Below are 17882 nucleotides of genomic sequence, written 5' to 3' on the forward strand. Positions count from 1 at the left end.
CAGGCGGTACATCCCGCGACCGGAGGAGTGCAGTGGCAGCCAAGGACGGGGCAGCAGCATCCGGAAAGTCGGGCGCGAGCTCCAAGCAGGAGGCCATGATGCGCGCCTCGCTGAGCGCGGTCGCACCTGGTCAGCCCCTGCGTGACGGGCTCGAACGGATCGTTCGCGGCAACACCGGAGGGCTCATCGTCCTCGGCATGGACAAGTCCGTCGAGGCCATGTGCACGGGCGGTTTCGTCCTGGACGTGGAGTTCACGGCGACCCGGCTGCGCGAGCTGTGCAAGCTCGACGGCGCGCTGATCCTGGACAAGGACATCACCAAGATCCTGCGGGCGGGCGTCCAGCTGGTGCCCGACGCGTCGATCCACACGGAAGAGACGGGCACCCGGCACCGGACCGCGGACCGGGTCTCGAAGCAGTGCGGTTTCCCGGTGGTGTCGGTCTCGCAGTCGATGCGGCTGATCGCGCTGTACGTGGACGGCGAGCGGCGCGTGCTGGAGGAGTCCGGGGCGATCCTGTCGCGGGCGAACCAGGCGCTGGCCACGCTGGAGCGGTACAAGCTCCGCCTGGACGAGGTCGCCGGGACGCTGTCCGCGCTGGAGATCGAGGACCTGGTGACGGTCCGCGACGTCACGGCGGTGGCGCAGCGGCTGGAGATGGTGCGGCGCATCGCGACGGAGATCGCGGAGTACGTGGTGGAGCTCGGCACCGACGGCCGGCTGCTCTCCCTGCAGCTCGACGAGCTGACGGTCGGGATCGAGCAGGAGCGGGAGCTCGTCATCCGGGACTACGTGCCGGAGCCGACGGCGAAGCGTTCCCGCACGGTGGACGAGGCGCTGCCCGCGCTGGACGCGCTGACGCATCCGGAGCTGCTGGAGCTGGCGATCGTGGCGAAGGCCCTGGGGTACACGGGCTCGCCGGAGACCCTGGACTCGGCGGTGTCCCCGCGCGGGTACCGGCTGCTGGCGAAGGTGCCGAGGCTGCCGGGGGCGATCATCGAGCGGCTCGTGGAGCACTTCGGTGGGCTGCAGAAGCTGCTGGCCGCCTCCGTGGACGACCTCCAGACGGTCGACGGCGTCGGCGAGGCGCGGGCGCGGAGCGTCCGCGAGGGCCTGTCCCGCCTGGCGGAGTCCTCCATCCTGGAGCGGTACGTCTAGGCTGCGCCGCGGCTCCGGGTGTGCGGCTGCAGCGCCGCTGCCTGGGGCTCCGCCCCCGGACCCCCGCGCCTCGAACGCCGGCGAGGCTGGATTCTCCAGCCCGCCGGCGTTCACGTGCGGGCCGACGCCGGCCCACACCAGCCCCTCCGGCGTTTGAGGAGCGGGGTCCGGGGCTGAGCCCCGGCAACGGCGCCCCCGTTACTCCGGCTTCAGCACGAACGAGGTGCGAGCCACCGGCATGCCGGGCGACTTGACCTCGACCACGTAGGTGTCCGCCGCCGCCACCCCCGCCGGAGGCGACTGGCACTGGGTCGCCTCGCTGAAGTGCCGGTCCCACTCCAGGGCCTGCTTGGTCTCCCCTTGCGAGGGCACCCGGTAGAACACGTTGCCCGCGCCCGCCGGGCAGTCCGCCGAGGACCAGACCGGCTTGGCGTTGCTCGCCTGAGTGATCGTCAGTACCGCCTGCTTCGGGCCGAGATCGACCTTGCAGGTCGCGCCCGAGACATTGCGCGCGAGGAGTTCGAGGCGCGGCTTCTCGCTCGCCTCGTACTCGTTCTTCACGCTCTTGACCTCCCACTGCAGCGCACCGGGCGCGCACGTGGGCACCGGCGAGTCCGCCGGGACGACCTGGCCCGCGCCGGTGCCGCCGGAGCCGTCCGCGCCGCCCTGGCCGGCGGTGCCGGGCTCGGCGCCCGGTTCGCCGTTCTTGCCCGTGCCGGGGCTCGCACCGGGGCCGGAGCCCGTGCCGGTGCCGGCGCTCGTACCGCCCGAGGTGCCCGAGCCCGACTCGCCGCGCCCGCCCGGGGCCTGACTGATCGCCGGACCGGAACCCGAGGGTCCGGGGGTGATTTGGGTGACGGGACCGGAGCCGCCCTGGCCCTTGCCGTTGGTACTCGACTTGCCCGCACCGGAGCTGACGGTCCATACGGCGAGCATCGCGAGGAGCGCGGCGACGGACGCCAGCACGGCCCTCCGTCGCCAGTAGATGGAGGAGGGGAGCGGCCCGACCGGATTGCGCAGAGATCCCACGGACGGAACCTTACGAGAGTTCGGGGCGCGATCAGTGCCCACATGCCGCGCAGGCGGCTTGTTTTGCCGATGATCATCCTGCGGGGTGATCCGGGGCACCCGGAATCGGCCGTGAGACTGATGAGGACGTTATTCCGATTTAGGTACCTTCAGTCACCATGGACAGCTCCGGCCTCTACCTCGACGTCACCGATTTCGCCCACTCGACCCCCGCCTGGGTGCAATCGGCGTTCGAGTTCTGGACCGAGTACGGGCTGCTCGTCTTCGGCGCCCTCTTCATAGCCGTGTGGTGGCGTGCGCGCGGCGCCCGCGACCCCCGCACGGTGGCGCTCGCGGTGCTCGCCCCCTTCGTCACCGCCCTGGCGTACGTCGCCTCCGAGCTGGTGAAGTCCAGCGTCGACGAGGAGCGCCCCTGCCGGGCCGTGGCCGGGGCGGCGGCCTCGCTGATCAAGTGCCCGGCCACCGGCGACTGGTCCTTCCCCAGCAACCACGCCACCATCGCGGGAGCCGCGGCCGTGGCTCTGGCGATCGCCGCACGCAAGCTCGTGCTGCTGACCCTTCCGCTGGCCCTGCTGATGGCCTTCTCCCGCGTCTTCGTCGGCGTCCACTACCCGCACGACGTGGCCATGGGCCTGCTGCTCGGCGCGAGCCTCGCCGCGCTCGCCGTCCTCGCGCTCGCCGGCCCCGCGACCAGGGTCGTCGCCGCCGTGCGGACGAGCGGCGGCCGCACGGCCGTCCTGATCACCGGCGCGGACCCCGCCCGCTGACACCCGCCCGGCCCCGCCCGGGCCCCGCCCCGGAGCCCGGCCGGGGATCGACACGACACCCCGCGGGCCCGAAACGTGCCAGGATGCCGTCTGCCATGACTGCAACCATTCCCGCCACCGCGCTGCACTCCCCCGTCATCGCGTGGTTCGAAGCACACGCCCGCGACCTGCCCTGGCGCCGCCCCGAGGCCGGCCCCTGGGGGGTGATGGTCAGCGAGTTCATGCTCCAGCAGACCCCCGTCAACCGGGTCCTGCCGGTCTACGAGCAGTGGCTCGCCCGCTGGCCCCGGCCCGCCGACCTCGCCGCCGACGCACCGGGTGAGGCCGTACGCGCCTGGGGCCGCCTCGGTTACCCGCGCCGGGCCCTGCGCCTGCACGGCGCGGCCACTGCCATAACGGAGCGCCACGGGGGCGACGTACCGCGCGAGCACGCCCAGTTGCTGGCCCTGCCCGGGATCGGCGAGTACACGGCGGCGGCCGTGGCCTCCTTCGCGTACGGGCAGCGGCACGCGGTGCTCGACACGAACGTGCGCCGGGTCTTCGCGCGCACCGCGACCGGGGTCGAGTACCCGCCGAACGCCACGACCGCCGCCGAGCGGCGCCTGGCGCGGGCCCTGTTGCCCGAGGACGAGGACACCGCGGCCCGCTGGGCCGCGGCCTCCATGGAGCTCGGGGCACTGGTGTGCACGGCCAAGAGCCCGGACTGCGGGAGCTGTCCGGTGGCCGGGCTGTGCGCGTGGCGGCTGGCCGGGAAGCCCGCTCACGAGGGACCGCCGCGGCGCGGGCAGACGTACGCCGGGACGGACCGGCAGGTGCGCGGCCGGCTCCTCGCCGTGCTGCGCGAGGCGGTCGGCGCCGTGCCGCAGTCGGTCCTGGACACCGTCTGGGAGGAGCCCGTACAGCGGGCCCGCGCGCTCGACGGGCTGGTCTCGGACGGGCTCGTGGAGCCGCTGCCCGGGCTCATGTACCGCCTTCCGGCCGGCCCCGCGAAGGCCGGCCCCGACGCCGCATCCGCCCCCTCGCCCGACGCCTCCTGAGGCTGACTCAGGGATTCCGCTTGTCTGGGGAAACCGCAGCTCACGGGCGCTGTTACACAACCTATGGGTGTCCGTGCGCCCACCGAAGGCTGACCCGCACAGGGCCGTGACAACGCCTCCGTACCGTCGAATCCGTAAGGCAGCGGATGAGCGGTTGGTCGGAACGGAGGCGGTCTGAGATGGCGCACGGCGAGGTACTCGAATTCGAAGAGTACGTACGCACCCGGCAGGACGCGCTGCTGCGCAGTGCCCGTCGCCTGGTTCCGGACCCGACCGACGCACAGGACCTCCTGCAGACCGCGCTCGTCCGCACCTACGGCCGCTGGGACGGCATCGCCGACAAGTCCCTTGCCGACGCCTACCTGCGCCGTGTCATGATCAACACCCGCACCGAATGGTGGCGGGCCCGCAAGCTCGAAGAGGTTCCCACCGAGCAGCTCCCCGACGCCTCCGTCGAGGACGGTTCGGACCAGCGTGCCGACCGCGCCCTGCTCATGGACATCCTCAAGGTGCTCGCGCCCAAGCAGCGCAGCGTGGTGGTGCTGCGACACTGGGAGCAGATGAGCACCGAGGAGACGGCCGCGGCGCTCGGCATGTCGGCGGGAACCGTGAAGAGCACTCTGCACCGCGCACTGGCACGGCTCCGGCAGGAACTGGAGAGCCGGGACCTGGACATGCGCGCACTGGAGCGCGGTGACCACACCATCCGGTACGAGGGGCGTGAGCGGTGCGCGGCCTGATTGGCCCAAGACTGAGCGGCAAGAGCTCGGTGGTACTGATGTCGGCGGGGGGAATCGTCCTCGTCGGCACCGTGCTGTTCGCGGTCGGCTGCTCGACGGGGGGCACGGGGCTGCGGGACGGCGGCCCGGCCCGTACCGAGACGGTGGCCAAGACCGGAGCCCCCTCCTCCGCACCCTCCGAGCACGACGCGGGCACTGCTGCCCCCGTGGTCCCGCAGGCCTCCGGGAAGCCGGCCGCCAAGGTCGACCCGATCGCCCTGATCAAGGCGGACCCCAAGATCAGCGCCGACATCAAACGGGACCTGAAGCCCTGCTCGGGCAAGGAGTACCCGGTGGACGTCAGCTACGGGAAGGTCACCGGCGGCCCGGAGGTCGACATCGTGGTCAACGTCCTGTCCTGCGCCGACGCGCTGGGCCGCGGTTCGTTCGTGTACCGCGCGGACGGGGCCAGGTACGAGAATGTCTTCTCGGACGAGCAGCCGCCCGTCTACGCAGAGATCGACCGGGGCGACCTGATCGTCACCAAGCCGGTCTACGGGAAGAGCGACGCGCTCTCCTATCCCTCGGGCGAGGACCTGATCACGTACCGCTGGAACGGGGAGCGGTTCACCGAGCAGGACCGGGTCCACACCGACTACAGCAACGTGGTCGACGGCGGGACGCTCCCCGCCCCGGCCGTCAGCCCGAAGAGCTGAGCATCCGAAGAGACACCGAAGCACCGAGTACCGAGGCGAGGCGAGGCTCCCGATGGCCGAGACCCATGTGCTGTTCGTGGAGGACGACGACGTCATCCGTGAGGCCACGACCCTGGCGCTGGAACGCGACGGGTTCGTGGTCACGGCCATGCCCGACGGGCTGTCCGGCCTGGAGTCCTTCCGGGCGGACCGGCCCGACATCGCGCTGCTCGACGTGATGGTGCCCGGGATGGACGGGGTGAGCCTGTGCCGCCGCATCCGCGACGAGTCCACCGTCCCCGTCATCATGCTGTCGGCGCGCGCCGACTCCATCGACGTGGTGCTGGGCCTGGAGGCGGGTGCCGACGACTACGTCACCAAGCCCTTCGACGGCTCCGTCCTCGTCGCCCGCATCCGCGCGGTGCTCCGCCGCTTCGGCCACGCCGGCGGTCCGCAGGGCGGCGGGTCCGAGGAGGACTCCTCCGGCGAGCGCGGGGTGCTGGCCTTCGGTGACCTGGAGGTCGACACGGAGGGCATGGAGGTGCGCAAGGCCGGCGCCTCGGTGGCACTGACCCCCACCGAGATGCGGCTGCTGCTGGAGTTCTCCACCTCTCCCGGCACCGTGCTCTCGCGCGACCGGCTGCTGGAGCGGGTCTGGGACTACGACTGGGGCGGCGACACCCGCGTCGTGGACGTCCACGTCCAGCGGCTGCGCACCAAGATCGGGCAGGACCGGATCGAAACGGTCCGGGGATTCGGATACAAGCTCAAGGCCTGATGCCTTGAGAGGAACGAGCACGGGGGACGAGCGCGGGAATGAAATCTGAATGAAGCGGTTCACCCTGCGGACCGGGATCCGCTGGAAGATCACGCTCGCCATCGCGTCCGTGGGCGCGCTGACCGCCATCGCCCTGAGCCTGGTGGTGCACAGTGCTGCCCGCGTATCGATGCTGGAAAGCGCGCGCGAGGTGCAGCTCGACCGGGTGCAGTTCATCTCCCGCAACGCCGAGGCCGGCCGCAAGCCCCCCATGGGCGCCAAGCTCAACGACCCGGACCTGCCCGGTGAGCTGCGCGAGAAGGCCCGGTCCGGCCGGCGCGGCACCTACATCCAGGACAACCCGCACGGGCTCCCCGAGGTGTGGGCGGCCGTACCGCTCGGCAACGGGCAGGTGCTGTCGCTGCACACGCAGTTCCGGGAGAGCGCCAACATGGTGCGCGACCTGGACCGGGCCCTGGTCGTCGGCTCCCTGGCCGTGGTGGTCGGCGGGTCGGCGCTCGGTGTGCTGATCGGCGGCCAGATCTCGCGCCGGCTGCGCAAGGCCGCGGCCGCCGCGCAGCGCGTGGCGCACGGGGATCCCGAGGTACGGGTGCGGGACGCGGTCGGGGGCGTCGTACGCGACGAGACCGACGACCTCGCGCGGGCGGTCGACGCGATGGCGGACGCGCTCCAGCAGCGGCTGGAGGCGGAGCGGCGGGTGACAGCCGATATCGCGCACGAACTGCGCACCCCGGTGACGGGCCTGCTCACGGCGGCGGAACTGCTGCCTCCGGGTCGGCCGACCGAGCTCGTAAGGGACCGCGCGCAAGCGCTGCGGGCGCTGGTCGAGGACGTGCTGGAGGTGGCCCGGCTGGACAGCGCGTCCGAGCGGGCCGAGCTCCAGGAGGTGGCGCTGGGCGAGTTCGTGCAGCGCCGGGTGAACTCGCTGATGCCGGAGGCGAGCGTACGGATCGTCGCGGACGAGATCGTCAGCACCGATCCGCGCCGCCTGGAGCGGATCCTCGGCAACCTCCTCGCGAACGCCGCGCGGTACGGGCGGGCGCCGGTCCAGGTCGATGTCGAAGGCCGGGTCGTACGGGTCCGGGACCACGGGCCGGGCTTCCCCGAGGCCCTGCTCCGGGAGGGCCCGAGCCGCTTCCGGACCGGATCCACGGACCGCGCCGGGGTCGGGCACGGGCTGGGGCTGACCATCGCGGAGGGGCAGGCGCGGGTGCTGGGCGCCCGGCTGACGTTCCGCAACGTGGCGGCGCCCGGCGGGTTCGTAGCCCATGGCGGCGCGGCGGCGGGGGCGGTGGCGGTGCTGTGGCTGCCGGAGCACGCACCGACGGCGACGGGGAGCTTCCCGATCCTGCGCCGGGAGGACTGAGCGGGACCTGCACGGGAACCGAGCCGGAACCGAGCCGGAACCGAGCGGGATCGGTGTCGTATCGCGACCATCGGCTGTTCGCATGCGGACGTCGATGTTTTAGCATCCGAACCATGACTGACGGTACGGATCGCCCGCACAGCCCCCAGCCCGAGCCCGCACCGGAGAACGGTGGCTACGGGTTCCCGCCGGGCATACCCGCGCCGGGCGGCTACGGGTTCCCGCCCGGCCGTCCGGAACAGTACGACCAGCACGCGCAGCACGAGCAGCGTGACCAGAACCCGCAGCACGATCCGTACGCGCAGAACGACCAGTACGGCCGGCCCGCGCCCGACGGCGGCTACGGCTACCCGCCCGGCCGGCCCGACCAGACCGCGTCGGGCGAGGGCCACGGCTACGGATACCCGCAGGGCGGTGGCTACGGCTACCCGCCGGGCCCGCCCGCGGCCGGCACCTTCGGCCCCCCGATGCCGTTCCCCGAGGACTCCGCCCCGGGCGGACCGGCCGGCCCGCCCGGACCCGGCCAGGGGCTGCCCGCCGCGCCCTTCGGCGAGCAGCCGGACTGGGAGGCGATGGCCGACCGGTCGGCGCGCGATCGGCGCAAGAAGCGGCTGTGGATGGTGGGCGGAGCGGTGACCGTCCTCCTGCTGCTCGCCGGCGGCGGAACGTTCATGCTGCTGAAGACCGACGAGCCGGGCGGGAGCGACAAGAACGACGTCGCCGACAACGCGCCCGCCACGCCGCCCTCCGCGTCCGGATCCCCCGGCCCCGGCGCGTCCCCGTCGAAGTCCTACTCCCCCACCGTCGCGACCGACCCCTCCCTGCTCCGCGACAGCGTCGGCAAGACCAACATCCGCATGGGCCCCGAGGCCACGGTGCCCAAGGTGGGCGCGCGCCACGAGCTCACCCTCAAGGGCACCCCGAACTCGTACGCCCAGTCCACCGAGCCGGCCGTCGACACGACCAAGAGCTTCTCGCTCTCGGTGCGCGTGAGGAACACCTCCGCGGCGAAGGGCTCGCACGTCATCATGAGTCAGGGCACCGGGGAGACGTTCTCGTTCGAGCTGGGCTCCGACACGGTGAACAACAAGCAGGCCTGGGTGTTCCGCGTACGGACCACCGAGCAGGGCGCCACGCCCACGATGGTGACCGTGGCCGCCGAGGGGCTCAAGACGGTCAAGGCGTGGACCGTGCTGACGGCCGTCCACGACGCCGACATGAAGAAGATCCACCTCTACGTGGAGGGCAAGAAGGCCGGCGAAGCAGCGGTCCCGGGGATCTGGCAGAGCTCGGGCCCCTTGCAGCTGGGCCGGGCCCGCCACCAGAACGCGTGGGCCGGTTCCTGGACGGGCTCCATCAACTACATCCGGTTCTACGCAACCCCCTTCACCCCCGAGCAGGCCGCCGCCTACCGCAAGGGCGAGCTGGATCCCGGTACGCGCGGCAGCGGGACCCACGCCTGGATCACCGGCTGACCGGACGGCGGCCGGTCGGACGTCGGCCTACCGGTCGGCGTCCCACCGGATGGTGACGCCGGTCAGATGGTGACGCCGACCGTCCGCAGGAAGGACACCGGGTTCACGGCCGAGCCGTAGTTCGGGGTGGTCCGGATCTCGAAGTGGAGGTGCGGGCCGCTCGAATTGCCGGTGTTGCCGGAGAGGGCGATCTGCTCGCCCTTGGAGACCTTCTCGCCGACCGTGACCTGGATCTTCGAGAGGTGCGCGTACTGGGAGTACGTGTTGTTCGCGTGCTTGATCACGATGGCGTTGCCGTAGGCCGGGCCGTCGCCGCCGCCGTTGGGGCCGGCCTTGACCACGGTGCCCGCGGAGACGGCGTCCACCGGGGTGCCGACCGGGACGGCGAAGTCCTGGCCGGAGTGCTTGTGCGACCACATGCTGCCGCCCTTGCCGAAGGTCGCGGAGAGCGTGTACTTCGACACCGGCTTCTCCCACAGGCCGGCCGGCTTCGCGGCGACGGCGGCCTGGGCGGCGGCCTGCTCGGCGACCAGCTGGACGGTGCCCGTCAGCTCGGCCTGGGGCACCTCGTCGGCGAAGGCGGCGGTCGTCCCGGCCCCGAGTGCCAGGGCCGCGCCCAGGGCGGTGGCGCCGATGGCGATACGGGTACGACGGGTGCTGACGCGCTTCGCGGACATGAAGGAGACCTCCGGGCCGGGGACGGGGACGGTGCTGCGGGTACTGGGGGTACTGCGGGTACTGCGGGTGCTTCAGGCAAGAAAGGACCCGGCACGCTGAGCGGGTGCCGGGCTTGCTTGCTCATCCTTGGTAACCCGGGCACCCCGGCTTCCCCAAACCTCCCCGTTACTACCCGGCCTCGTAGGTGCCGAGGGGGCTGTCAGCCCTGTTGACCGCCTCCCCACTGGCCCGCCGGTGGGGCAAATCGGACATGGATCTCTACGAATGCTCCTAGTAGGTCCGATTTGCCCTGTGCGGCTTGTCACCGGTCCGGGACCTCCGACTGCCCGTCGCCGGGACCAAAGGCCTGCGACCCACGTCACGCCGGAGCTACGCTCCGCCTCGTGGACGCATCCGTGCTGGGGATCCGGCTGGCCTCGGGGGTCGTGACCCCCCTCGTGAAGAAGCTCTTCCGCGGGGAGGGCGCGGGCGCCGGCCTCGTCGACCGGCCCGTGCGGATCTCCTCGTACGTCTCCCTGCGCGAGCAGCGCGTGCTGTCCCGGGGCGACCTGCGCCGACTCGCCGACAAGCTCGTCGCGGAGGCCTTACAGGCCCCCGGGGAGCAGCCGCTGCCTCCGGGCGAGGAGGCGGGCGTCGCGGCCGCGCTGGCCGCCACCCTGCACTCCCTCGGGGACCTGGCCCTGGAGGACGTCCAGGCGGTCGCGATGGGCTCGCGCGCCTTCACCGCCGCACTGCGCAGGGCCGCGCCCGCCACGGGTCTGGGCCGGGACGCGCAGCTCTTCCACGACCGGCTGCTGGAAACCACCTGCCTGCACATCCTGCACTTCTTCACGACCCGCTCCACCTACATCCCGGCGGCCCTGGTCGAGCAGTCCCGCCGCCAGGCCGAGGCGATCGCCAAGATCGACGCCCTGCTCGCGCGGATCCCGCGCCAGGACGGCCAGGAGCTCCAGGACGCAGCGTTCGAGACCAGGTACCTGGAGTACCTCGCCCAACGGCACGGCACGCTGACGATCTTCGGGATCGACCTGCCGCCCGGCTCGGCGCGCTGGCCGCTGGAGGTGGCCTACGTGGACCTGAAGGTGGTCTCCCCCAGTTCCGGGAACGCCCTCAGGCCAAGGCTGCTGAACTGGACCCGGAGCTGGCCCCTCGCCGGGTCCGCGGCCGGGAGGTCGCAGCGCCGCAACCGCGTCCTGCTGCGCGGCGAGGCCGGCTCCGGCAAGACCACGCTGATCCAGCAGCTGGCCGTCACCACCGGACGGGCGACCCCGTCCGGGGACAGCCTCGTCCCCTTCGTGCTGCCCCTGCGGACCCTGACCCGGCACGGGGAGCCGCTGCCCGCGGCCAAGGACTTCCTGGCCGCCACCGCGCTCAAGGGGCAGGCACCGGAGGGCTGGGAGGACCGGATCCTGGGCGGGGGCCGCGGCCTGGTCCTGATCGACGGCATCGACGAGATCCCGGAAGCCGAGCGGGCCCGCGCCCGCGACTGGCTCGTGGATCTGTTCGCCGCCTACCCCGGCAACTACTGGCTGGTCACCTCGCGGCCTTCCGCGGTCCGCCGGCACTGGCTCGCCGACGAGGAGTTCTCCGAGCTGGCCCTCGTCCCCATGGACCAGACGGCCGTGGCCGCCTTCGTCACCCGCTGGCACGCGGCGGCCGAGGCCGGGGAGGAACTCCGCGACCAGCTGCTGGCCTCCCTGCGCACCAAACCGGAGCTGGCCCGGCTCGCCACCAACCCGCTGCTGTGCGGGCTGATCTGCGCCCTGCACCGCGAGCGCCGGGGCTTCCTGCCCTCGGGCCGCAAGGAGCTCTACGCGGCCGCCCTGTCGATGCTGCTGCACCGCCGCGACCGCGAGCGGGACCTGCGGCTGCCGGAGCTGGCCGAGGAGCCGCAGCTCCAGCTCCTCCAGCGGCTCGCGTACTGGCTCATCCGCAACGGCCGCACCGAGATCGGCCGGGACCGGGCCACGGCCCTGATCACCGCCGCGCTGCCCGCCGTACCGGCCGCGCAGGCGATGGGCGACGCCGACGCCGTCCTACGGCACCTCCTGGACCGGACCGGCCTCCTGCGGGCCCCCACGGAGGACACCCTGGAGTTCGTCCACCGCACCTTCCAGGACTTCCTGGGGGCCCGGGCGGCCCTGGACGAGGGCGGCCTCGGCGAGCTGACCCGGCACGCGGACGACGACCAGTGGGAGGACGTCATCCGCATGGCCGTGGCCCAGGGCCGCCCCCTCGAACGCGCGGCGATCGTCCGCGACCTGCTGGTCCGGAACACGGACCGGGCGGTCCTGCTGGCCCTCGCGTCGCTGGAGTACGCGGCCGAGCTGGAACCGGAGCTGCGCGAGGACGTCCGGAGGGCCGCCCGCCGTCTCGTCCCGCCCGCGGACAGGAACGCCGCCGAGGCGCTCGGCCGGGTCGGGCCGCTCGTCCTGGACCTGCTGCCCCGCGGCGAGGACGCCCGGGGCAGCGATGCCCGCCTTTCGGTGAGGGCGGCCGTGGCGGCCGGATCCGAGGAGACCGTCGGCTACCTCGCCGGCTACTGCCGGAACTCCGACGAGGAGGTCCGGGAGCTGCTGGTCCGCGCATGGAGCGGGTTCGACACCCGCCGGTACGCCGCCCAGGTGCTCGCGCACATGGACCCGCCGCCCAGGAACCTCGTCGTCGACTCGGACGACCAGCTGGCGGCCCTGACCTCCTTCACCGGCCCGCCCGACCTGCAGATCGGCAACAAGGTCAGCCGCAAGGCCCTGGCAGCCTTCCTGGCCCGCCAGCCGGTGTCGGGGCTGACCTTCTGGTACTTCGGCGGCGGGACGGACCTGGAGTTCCTGCGCGGCCACACCTCGCTGCGGCGCCTCGTCATCAACGGCTGGTCCGAGCTGCAGGACCTGAGTCCACTGCACGGGCTGCCCCTGGAGGACGTGTCCCTCTACATCGGCAGCGATCTGCCCCTCCGCCGGGCCGTTGCGTCCTGGCCCCGGCTGCGCAGGCTCACCCTGCACGGCAGGGACGGGGCCTGGTCCTTCACGGACGTCTCCCCCGAAGCCCGGCCGGAAGCGATCGAGCTGGACGTGGCGGACCCGGACCTGGCCGGTCTGGGCCGGCTCACGAGCCTGCGGCGCCTCGAACTCGGCCGTTCCTGGCGGCCCGACAGCGCCGCCGCCTGGGCGGAGCTCTCGGCCCTCAAGGAGCTGCAGGAGATCTCCGTGTCCTGCGCCGTACTGGCCGGCCTCGCCGAGTTCGCCGATCTGCCCTCGCTGCGGACCGTGAGGTTCTACGACGACGACGAGCCGTGGGAGGACGGGATCGAGGAACGGCTGCTCGGCCGCTTCCCGCACGCCGAGCTGGAGATGGTGCCGCAGGCGTACGAGGTCTGACCGCCGGCCGCCCACGGCAAAGGGGCGGCCCCGGAACCTTTCGGTCCCGGGGCCGCCCCTTCGTACCGCTGTGAGCGGCTAGCGCTTACGCACCCTTGGTGAGGTCCGGGCCGGAGCCCGACGCCTCGATGGGGGGAAGGTCCGAGATCGGAGTCTTCTCCTCACCGCGGAAGGTGAACTTGGCTTCGTCGCCCTCACCCTCCTTGCCGACGACCACGATGTGACCGGGGCGCAGCTCGCCGAAGAGGATCTTCTCCGACAGGATGTCCTCGATCTCGCGCTGGATCGTGCGGCGCAGCGGGCGGGCACCCATGATCGGGTCGTAGCCCTTCTTGGCCAGCAGTGCCTTCGCTTCCGTGCTGAGCTCGATGCCCATGTCACGGTCCTTCAGGCGGTCGTCCACCTTGGCGATCATCAGGTCGACGATCTGGACGATGTCTTCCTCGGTGAGCTGGTGGAAGACGACCGTGTCGTCGACGCGGTTGAGGAACTCGGGCCGGAAGTGCTGCTTGAGCTCTTCGTTGACCTTCGCCTTCATCCGGTCGTATCCGGTCTTGGTGTCTCCCTGGGCCGCGAAGCCGAGGTTGAAGCCCTTCGAGATGTCCCGGGTACCCAGGTTGGTCGTCATGATGATGACCGTGTTCTTGAAGTCCACGACCCGGCCCTGGGAGTCGGTCAGGCGACCGTCTTCCAGGATCTGGAGAAGGGAATTGAAGATATCCGGGTGGGCCTTCTCGACCTCGTCGAAGAGGACGACGGAGAACGGCTTCCGGCGGACCTTCTCGGTCAGCTGGCCGCCCTCTTCGTAGCCCACGTAGCCGGGGGGCGAACCGAAGAGACGGGAAACCGTGTGCTTCTCGCTGAACTCCGACATGTCGAGGGAGATCAGCGCGTCCTCGTCGCCGAAGAGGAATTCGGCGAGCGTCTTGGAGAGCTCGGTCTTACCGACACCGGACGGGCCGGCGAAGATGAACGAGCCACCGGGACGCTTCGGGTCCTTCAGACCCGCACGGGTGCGGCGGATCGCCTGGGAGAGCGCCTTGATGGCGTCCTTCTGGCCGATGACGCGACGGTGGAGCTCGTCCTCCATGCGCAGGAGTCGCGAGGACTCCTCCTCGGTCAGCTTGAACACCGGAATGCCGGTCGCGGTCGCCAGGACTTCGGCGATGAGCTCGCCGTCGACCTCGGCGACGACGTCCATGTCGCCGGCCTTCCATTCCTTCTCGCGCTTGGCCTTCGCCGCCAGCAGCTGCTTCTCCGAATCACGGAGGGAAGCCGCCTTCTCGAAGTCCTGGGAGTCGATGGCCGACTCCTTGTCGCGACGCACGTTCGCGATCTTCTCGTCGAACTCGCGGAGGTCCGGCGGCGCGGTCATCCGGCGGATGCGCATCCGGGAGCCGGCCTCGTCGATCAGGTCGATCGCCTTGTCCGGGAGGAAGCGGTCCGAGATGTACCGGTCGGCCAGGGTGGCCGCCTGCACGAGGGCCTCGTCCGTGATGGAGACGCGGTGGTGGGCCTCGTAGCGGTCGCGCAGGCCCTTGAGGATCTCGATGGTGTGCTGGAGGGAAGGCTCCGCCACCTGGATCGGCTGGAAGCGGCGCTCGAGAGCGGCGTCCTTCTCAAGGTGCTTGCGGTACTCGTCCAGCGTCGTGGCACCGATGGTCTGGAGCTCACCACGGGCCAGCATGGGCTTCAGGATGCTGGCGGCGTCGATCGCGCCCTCGGCGGCACCCGCACCCACGAGGGTGTGGAGCTCGTCGATGAACAGGATGATGTCGCCGCGGGTGCGGATCTCCTTGAGCACCTTCTTGAGGCGCTCTTCGAAGTCACCGCGGTAGCGGGAACCGGCAACCAGGGCACCCAGGTCAAGCGTGTAGAGGTGCTTGTCCTTGAGGGTCTCGGGAACCTCGCCCTTGACGATCGCCTGGGCCAGGCCCTCGACGACGGCGGTCTTGCCGACGCCGGGCTCGCCGATGAGGACCGGGTTGTTCTTGGTCCGGCGGGAGAGCACCTGCATGACCCGCTCGATCTCCTTCTCGCGCCCGATGACCGGGTCGAGCTTGGATTCGCGAGCTGCCTGCGTGAGGTTGCGGCCGAACTGGTCCAGGACGAGCGAGGTCGAGGGCGTGCCCTCGGCCGGGCCGCCGGCCGTGGCCGACTCCTTGCCTCCGCCGGAGTAGCCGGAGAGCAGCTGGATGACCTGCTGCCGGACTCGGTTGAGATCGGCGCCCAGCTTCACCAGGACCTGGGCGGCGACGCCCTCGCCCTCGCGAATGAGGCCGAGCAGGATGTGCTCGGTGCCGATGTAGTTGTGGCCGAGCTGGAGGGCCTCTCGGAGCGAAAGCTCCAGGACCTTCTTCGCCCGCGGGGTGAAGGGGATGTGGCCGGAAGGGGCCTGCTGCCCCTGTCCGATGATCTCCTCAACCTGCTGGCGAACAGCCTCGAGCGAAATCCCGAGGCTCTCCAAGGCCTTAGCGGCGACACCCTCACCCTCGTGGATCAAGCCCAGGAGGATGTGCTCGGTGCCGATGTAGTTGTGGTTGAGCATCCGGGCTTCTTCCTGAGCCAGGACGACAACCCGCCGCGCGCGGTCGGTGAACCTCTCGAACATCGTTTATCGCTCCTCAGAGCGGTCGGGCAGTTCGGGGTCGGTCCCCGCCCTGTCCTTCCGCATGCTAGTCCCGCGGGGCGGGACAGCTCATTCCAACTGCCGACATCCGTCCGCGGCTCACCCTCACGTCCGTGGGAAAACCCGGCTGTAAGTGCCGACAACTGCTCCAACCCGATGGTGCGAGACGATGTTCCCGCAGGCCAGGCAGATACCCGTCACACGTGTACGCCGATGGCGAACGGAAGCCGGTCTCGGACCCTGCAAATCAGCGTGTCGCCCCGATCCACTAGGAATGTCTTACCCGTAAGAGCGGACAGTTCACGCTGGTGGACGACTGTTCCCTCCGCTACGGGCGAACACGCTTCCGTCCCGAATGTGAGACTCCGGCTCCTCGGACGTTTACGTTCCGCATTGATCCGAGTGCCCTGCGTCACATCGGGCGTCTCCTCCCGCGTAACTCCGAAGCGTTTCCGCAGTTGCTCCGGACATGGCCCTCACCGCGCCGCCCCTCACCGTCCCGCTCCCCCGCGTGCCGATCGGGTCGCCCCCGACCGGTTCCGCAACCGATGCGGCCGACGCGGCCGAAGCGCTGGCGTCCTGGTACGAACGCCTGCTCGGCTGGCCCGTGGCCGGCGGTCCGCCCGCGCAGCTGGTGACCGGGGTGCGGTTCGACGTACTGGAGCTGCCGGCCGATGCCGGCACCGCGGTGCTCCGCGGCCCCTGCGGCGCCGCCACGGGTCCCGTGGCACTGATGGGGCGCAGGATGCGGTTCCTGGTGGCTCCGGGGAGCGCCGACGAGCTGGAAGGGCTGCTCGACTGGCTGGAGTGGGGCGGGGTGGCCCTGGATCTCGCCGCCCTGGGTACGGGTGGCCGGATCACCGCTCCGACGCCGCCGGGACACCTGGTGGGGCCCGGGGAAAGCCCTCAGGGGGCCGCCGTGTGGCTGCGGCCCCCCGAGCAGGGGTGTGAGGCACTGCTGCCCGCCCTGCCCGTTGCGGGGCAGGGCTCCGGGCCCGGTCGTGGCGCGGGCGCCGCCGGGCCCGGTCTCGTACGCCTGGTCGCGGCGGCGGCGACGGAATGCCACCGGGCGCGGCTGCGACGGCGTACGGCCGCTGCGCATCGCATCGGCACCGGGAATCCGACCGGAGGTCAGCCCCGGTTCTCGTAAGCCTCGCGGATCTCCTGCGGAACGCGGCCGCGATCGTTGACGCTCATGCCCTGGGCCTTGGCCCAGGCGCGGATCTCGGCCGTGTCCGGGTTGCCGGACGTCGCGGCGGCGCGGCCGCCCTTGGTCCGACCCGCCGCGGCACGGCCACCGGTGCGGCGACCGCCCTTGGTGAACGGGTCGAGGAGGCCGCGGAGCTTTTCAGCGTTGGCGGTGGTGAGGTCGATCTCGTAGGTCTTGCCATCCAGAGCGAACGTCACCGTCTCGTCCGCCTCGCCGCCGTCGAGGTCGTCGACAAGAAGGACCTGAACCTTCTGTGCCACCGGGATTTCCTTTCATCGAAAAGCAGTACGCGGAAAGGAAACCGCTTTTGCCTGGAAAACACAAACCCCCCGTCACGGGTTCGGGTCCGCAACGGGTCGGGAAACATGCGCGATTCGGACATAGGCCACGGAGCCGGGGGCTCCCGTGAAATCCCCGCCGTGATCGATCAGAGGTGCAGAAGCATCCGACTGTTGCCCAAGGTGTTCGGCTTCACTCGTTCGAGACCGAGGAACTCGGCGACACCCTCGTCATAGGAACGCAGCAGCTCCATGTACACATCGGTCTCGACCGGGGTCTCGCCGATCTCGACGAAGCCGTGCTTCGCGAAGAAGTCCACTTCGAAGGTCAGGCAGAAAACCCGGCTGACACCTACCCTCCGGGCGGTCTCCAGCAACTTGTCGAGCACCAGATGACCGACTCCCACGCCCTTCAAGTCGCGGTCGACGGCAAGAGTGCGGACTTCGGCCAGGTCTTCCCACATCACGTGGAGCGCACCGCAGCCGACCACCTGGCCATCGGAGTCGCGTTCCGCGACCCAGAACTCCTGGATGTCCTCATAAAGGACGACCGGCGCTTTGTCCAGCAGGATCCGCTGCTGTACGTACTGGTCGAGGAGGCGGCGCAGCGCGGGAACATCACCGGTGCGCGCTCGGCGGATCGTCACTGTTTTTGCATGTGCAGCGGAAAACTCACCCATGCCCGGA

General features: G+C 71.2%; 15 protein-coding genes. 10 read left to right on the forward strand and 5 right to left on the reverse strand.

Going from position 1 to position 17882, the window contains the following annotated elements; translation table 11 throughout:
• Window positions 1-32: 32 nt before the first annotated feature.
• The gene (gene disA, locus OG898_RS09595) at window positions 33-1157 is read left to right on the forward strand and encodes a DNA integrity scanning diadenylate cyclase DisA (protein ID WP_243339766.1); all 1125 of its coding nucleotides are present in this window, start codon (window positions 33-35) and stop codon (window positions 1155-1157) included.
• 198 nt (window positions 1158-1355) lie between these two features.
• Here the strand turns inward: disA and OG898_RS09600 are convergent, their stop codons facing one another.
• The gene (locus tag OG898_RS09600) at window positions 1356-2186 is read right to left on the reverse strand and encodes a hypothetical protein (RefSeq protein WP_266956162.1); all 831 of its coding nucleotides are present in this window, start codon (window positions 2184-2186) and stop codon (window positions 1356-1358) included.
• A gap of 158 nt (window positions 2187-2344) precedes the next feature.
• Here OG898_RS09600 and OG898_RS09605 point away from each other — a divergent pair, with 158 nt between their 5' ends.
• The 7 genes from OG898_RS09605 to OG898_RS09635 all read left to right on the forward strand — a co-directional run bounded on the left by OG898_RS09605 (window position 2345) and on the right by OG898_RS09635 (window position 9023).
• Window positions 2345-2953: a phosphatase PAP2 family protein gene (locus tag OG898_RS09605; RefSeq protein WP_250752836.1), complete on the forward strand. Its 609-nt coding sequence runs from the start codon at window positions 2345-2347 to the stop codon at window positions 2951-2953.
• 95 nt (window positions 2954-3048) lie between these two features.
• Window positions 3049-3990, forward strand: a complete 942-nt coding sequence (locus tag OG898_RS09610) for an A/G-specific adenine glycosylase (protein WP_250752834.1) — start codon at window positions 3049-3051, stop codon at window positions 3988-3990.
• Window positions 3991-4169: 179 nt separating this feature from the next.
• Window positions 4170-4730, forward strand: coding sequence for a SigE family RNA polymerase sigma factor (locus OG898_RS09615; protein ID WP_069920779.1), 561 nt, complete (start codon window positions 4170-4172; stop codon window positions 4728-4730).
• 38 nt (window positions 4731-4768) lie between these two features.
• On the forward strand, window positions 4769-5425 hold the full coding sequence (locus OG898_RS09620; protein ID WP_250752832.1) for a hypothetical protein: 657 nt from the start codon (window positions 4769-4771) through the stop codon (window positions 5423-5425).
• Window positions 5426-5477: 52 nt separating this feature from the next.
• Window positions 5478-6182: a two-component system response regulator CseB gene (gene cseB / locus OG898_RS09625; RefSeq protein WP_250752830.1), complete on the forward strand. Its 705-nt coding sequence runs from the start codon at window positions 5478-5480 to the stop codon at window positions 6180-6182.
• Window positions 6183-6231: 49 nt separating this feature from the next.
• Entirely contained in the window at window positions 6232-7548 is a 1317-nt protein-coding gene (gene cseC / locus OG898_RS09630) for a two-component system sensor histidine kinase CseC (protein ID WP_250752828.1), read from the forward strand.
• A 113-nt stretch (window positions 7549-7661) separates the two neighbouring features.
• Entirely contained in the window at window positions 7662-9023 is a 1362-nt protein-coding gene (locus tag OG898_RS09635) for a LamG-like jellyroll fold domain-containing protein (protein ID WP_266956167.1), read from the forward strand.
• Window positions 9024-9085: 62 nt separating this feature from the next.
• On the opposite strand, the gene OG898_RS09640 is transcribed toward OG898_RS09635, so the two are convergent.
• Window positions 9086-9700, reverse strand: a complete 615-nt coding sequence (locus OG898_RS09640; protein ID WP_266956169.1) for a M23 family metallopeptidase — start codon at window positions 9698-9700, stop codon at window positions 9086-9088.
• Between the two features lie 384 nt (window positions 9701-10084).
• On the opposite strand from OG898_RS09640, the gene OG898_RS09645 reads away from it, so the two are divergent.
• The gene (locus OG898_RS09645) at window positions 10085-13078 is read left to right on the forward strand and encodes an NACHT domain-containing NTPase (protein WP_266956171.1); all 2994 of its coding nucleotides are present in this window, start codon (window positions 10085-10087) and stop codon (window positions 13076-13078) included.
• 85 nt (window positions 13079-13163) lie between these two features.
• Here the strand turns inward: OG898_RS09645 and OG898_RS09650 are convergent, their stop codons facing one another.
• A complete protein-coding gene (locus OG898_RS09650) occupies window positions 13164-15689 on the reverse strand; it encodes an ATP-dependent Clp protease ATP-binding subunit (RefSeq protein WP_250752819.1) in 2526 nt (841 codons plus the stop codon).
• A 487-nt stretch (window positions 15690-16176) separates the two neighbouring features.
• Between OG898_RS09650 and OG898_RS09655 the strand changes: the two genes are divergently transcribed.
• Entirely contained in the window at window positions 16177-16857 is a 681-nt protein-coding gene (locus OG898_RS09655; protein WP_266956173.1) for an SCO3374 family protein, read from the forward strand.
• Here OG898_RS09655 and OG898_RS09660 read toward each other — a convergent pair.
• Both OG898_RS09660 and OG898_RS09665 read right to left on the reverse strand, forming a co-directional pair.
• A complete protein-coding gene (locus tag OG898_RS09660; RefSeq protein ID WP_250752815.1) occupies window positions 16839-17177 on the reverse strand; it encodes an Lsr2 family protein in 339 nt (112 codons plus the stop codon). The two genes, OG898_RS09655 and OG898_RS09660, sit on opposite strands and share 19 nt — an antisense overlap.
• A gap of 167 nt (window positions 17178-17344) precedes the next feature.
• On the reverse strand, window positions 17345-17875 hold the full coding sequence (locus OG898_RS09665) for an amino-acid N-acetyltransferase (RefSeq protein ID WP_250752813.1): 531 nt from the start codon (window positions 17873-17875) through the stop codon (window positions 17345-17347).
• Window positions 17876-17882 lie beyond the last annotated feature (7 nt).

The organism is Streptomyces sp. NBC_00193, from assembly GCF_026342735.1.
GTDB lineage: Bacteria > Actinomycetota > Actinomycetes > Streptomycetales > Streptomycetaceae > Streptomyces > Streptomyces stoeckheimensis.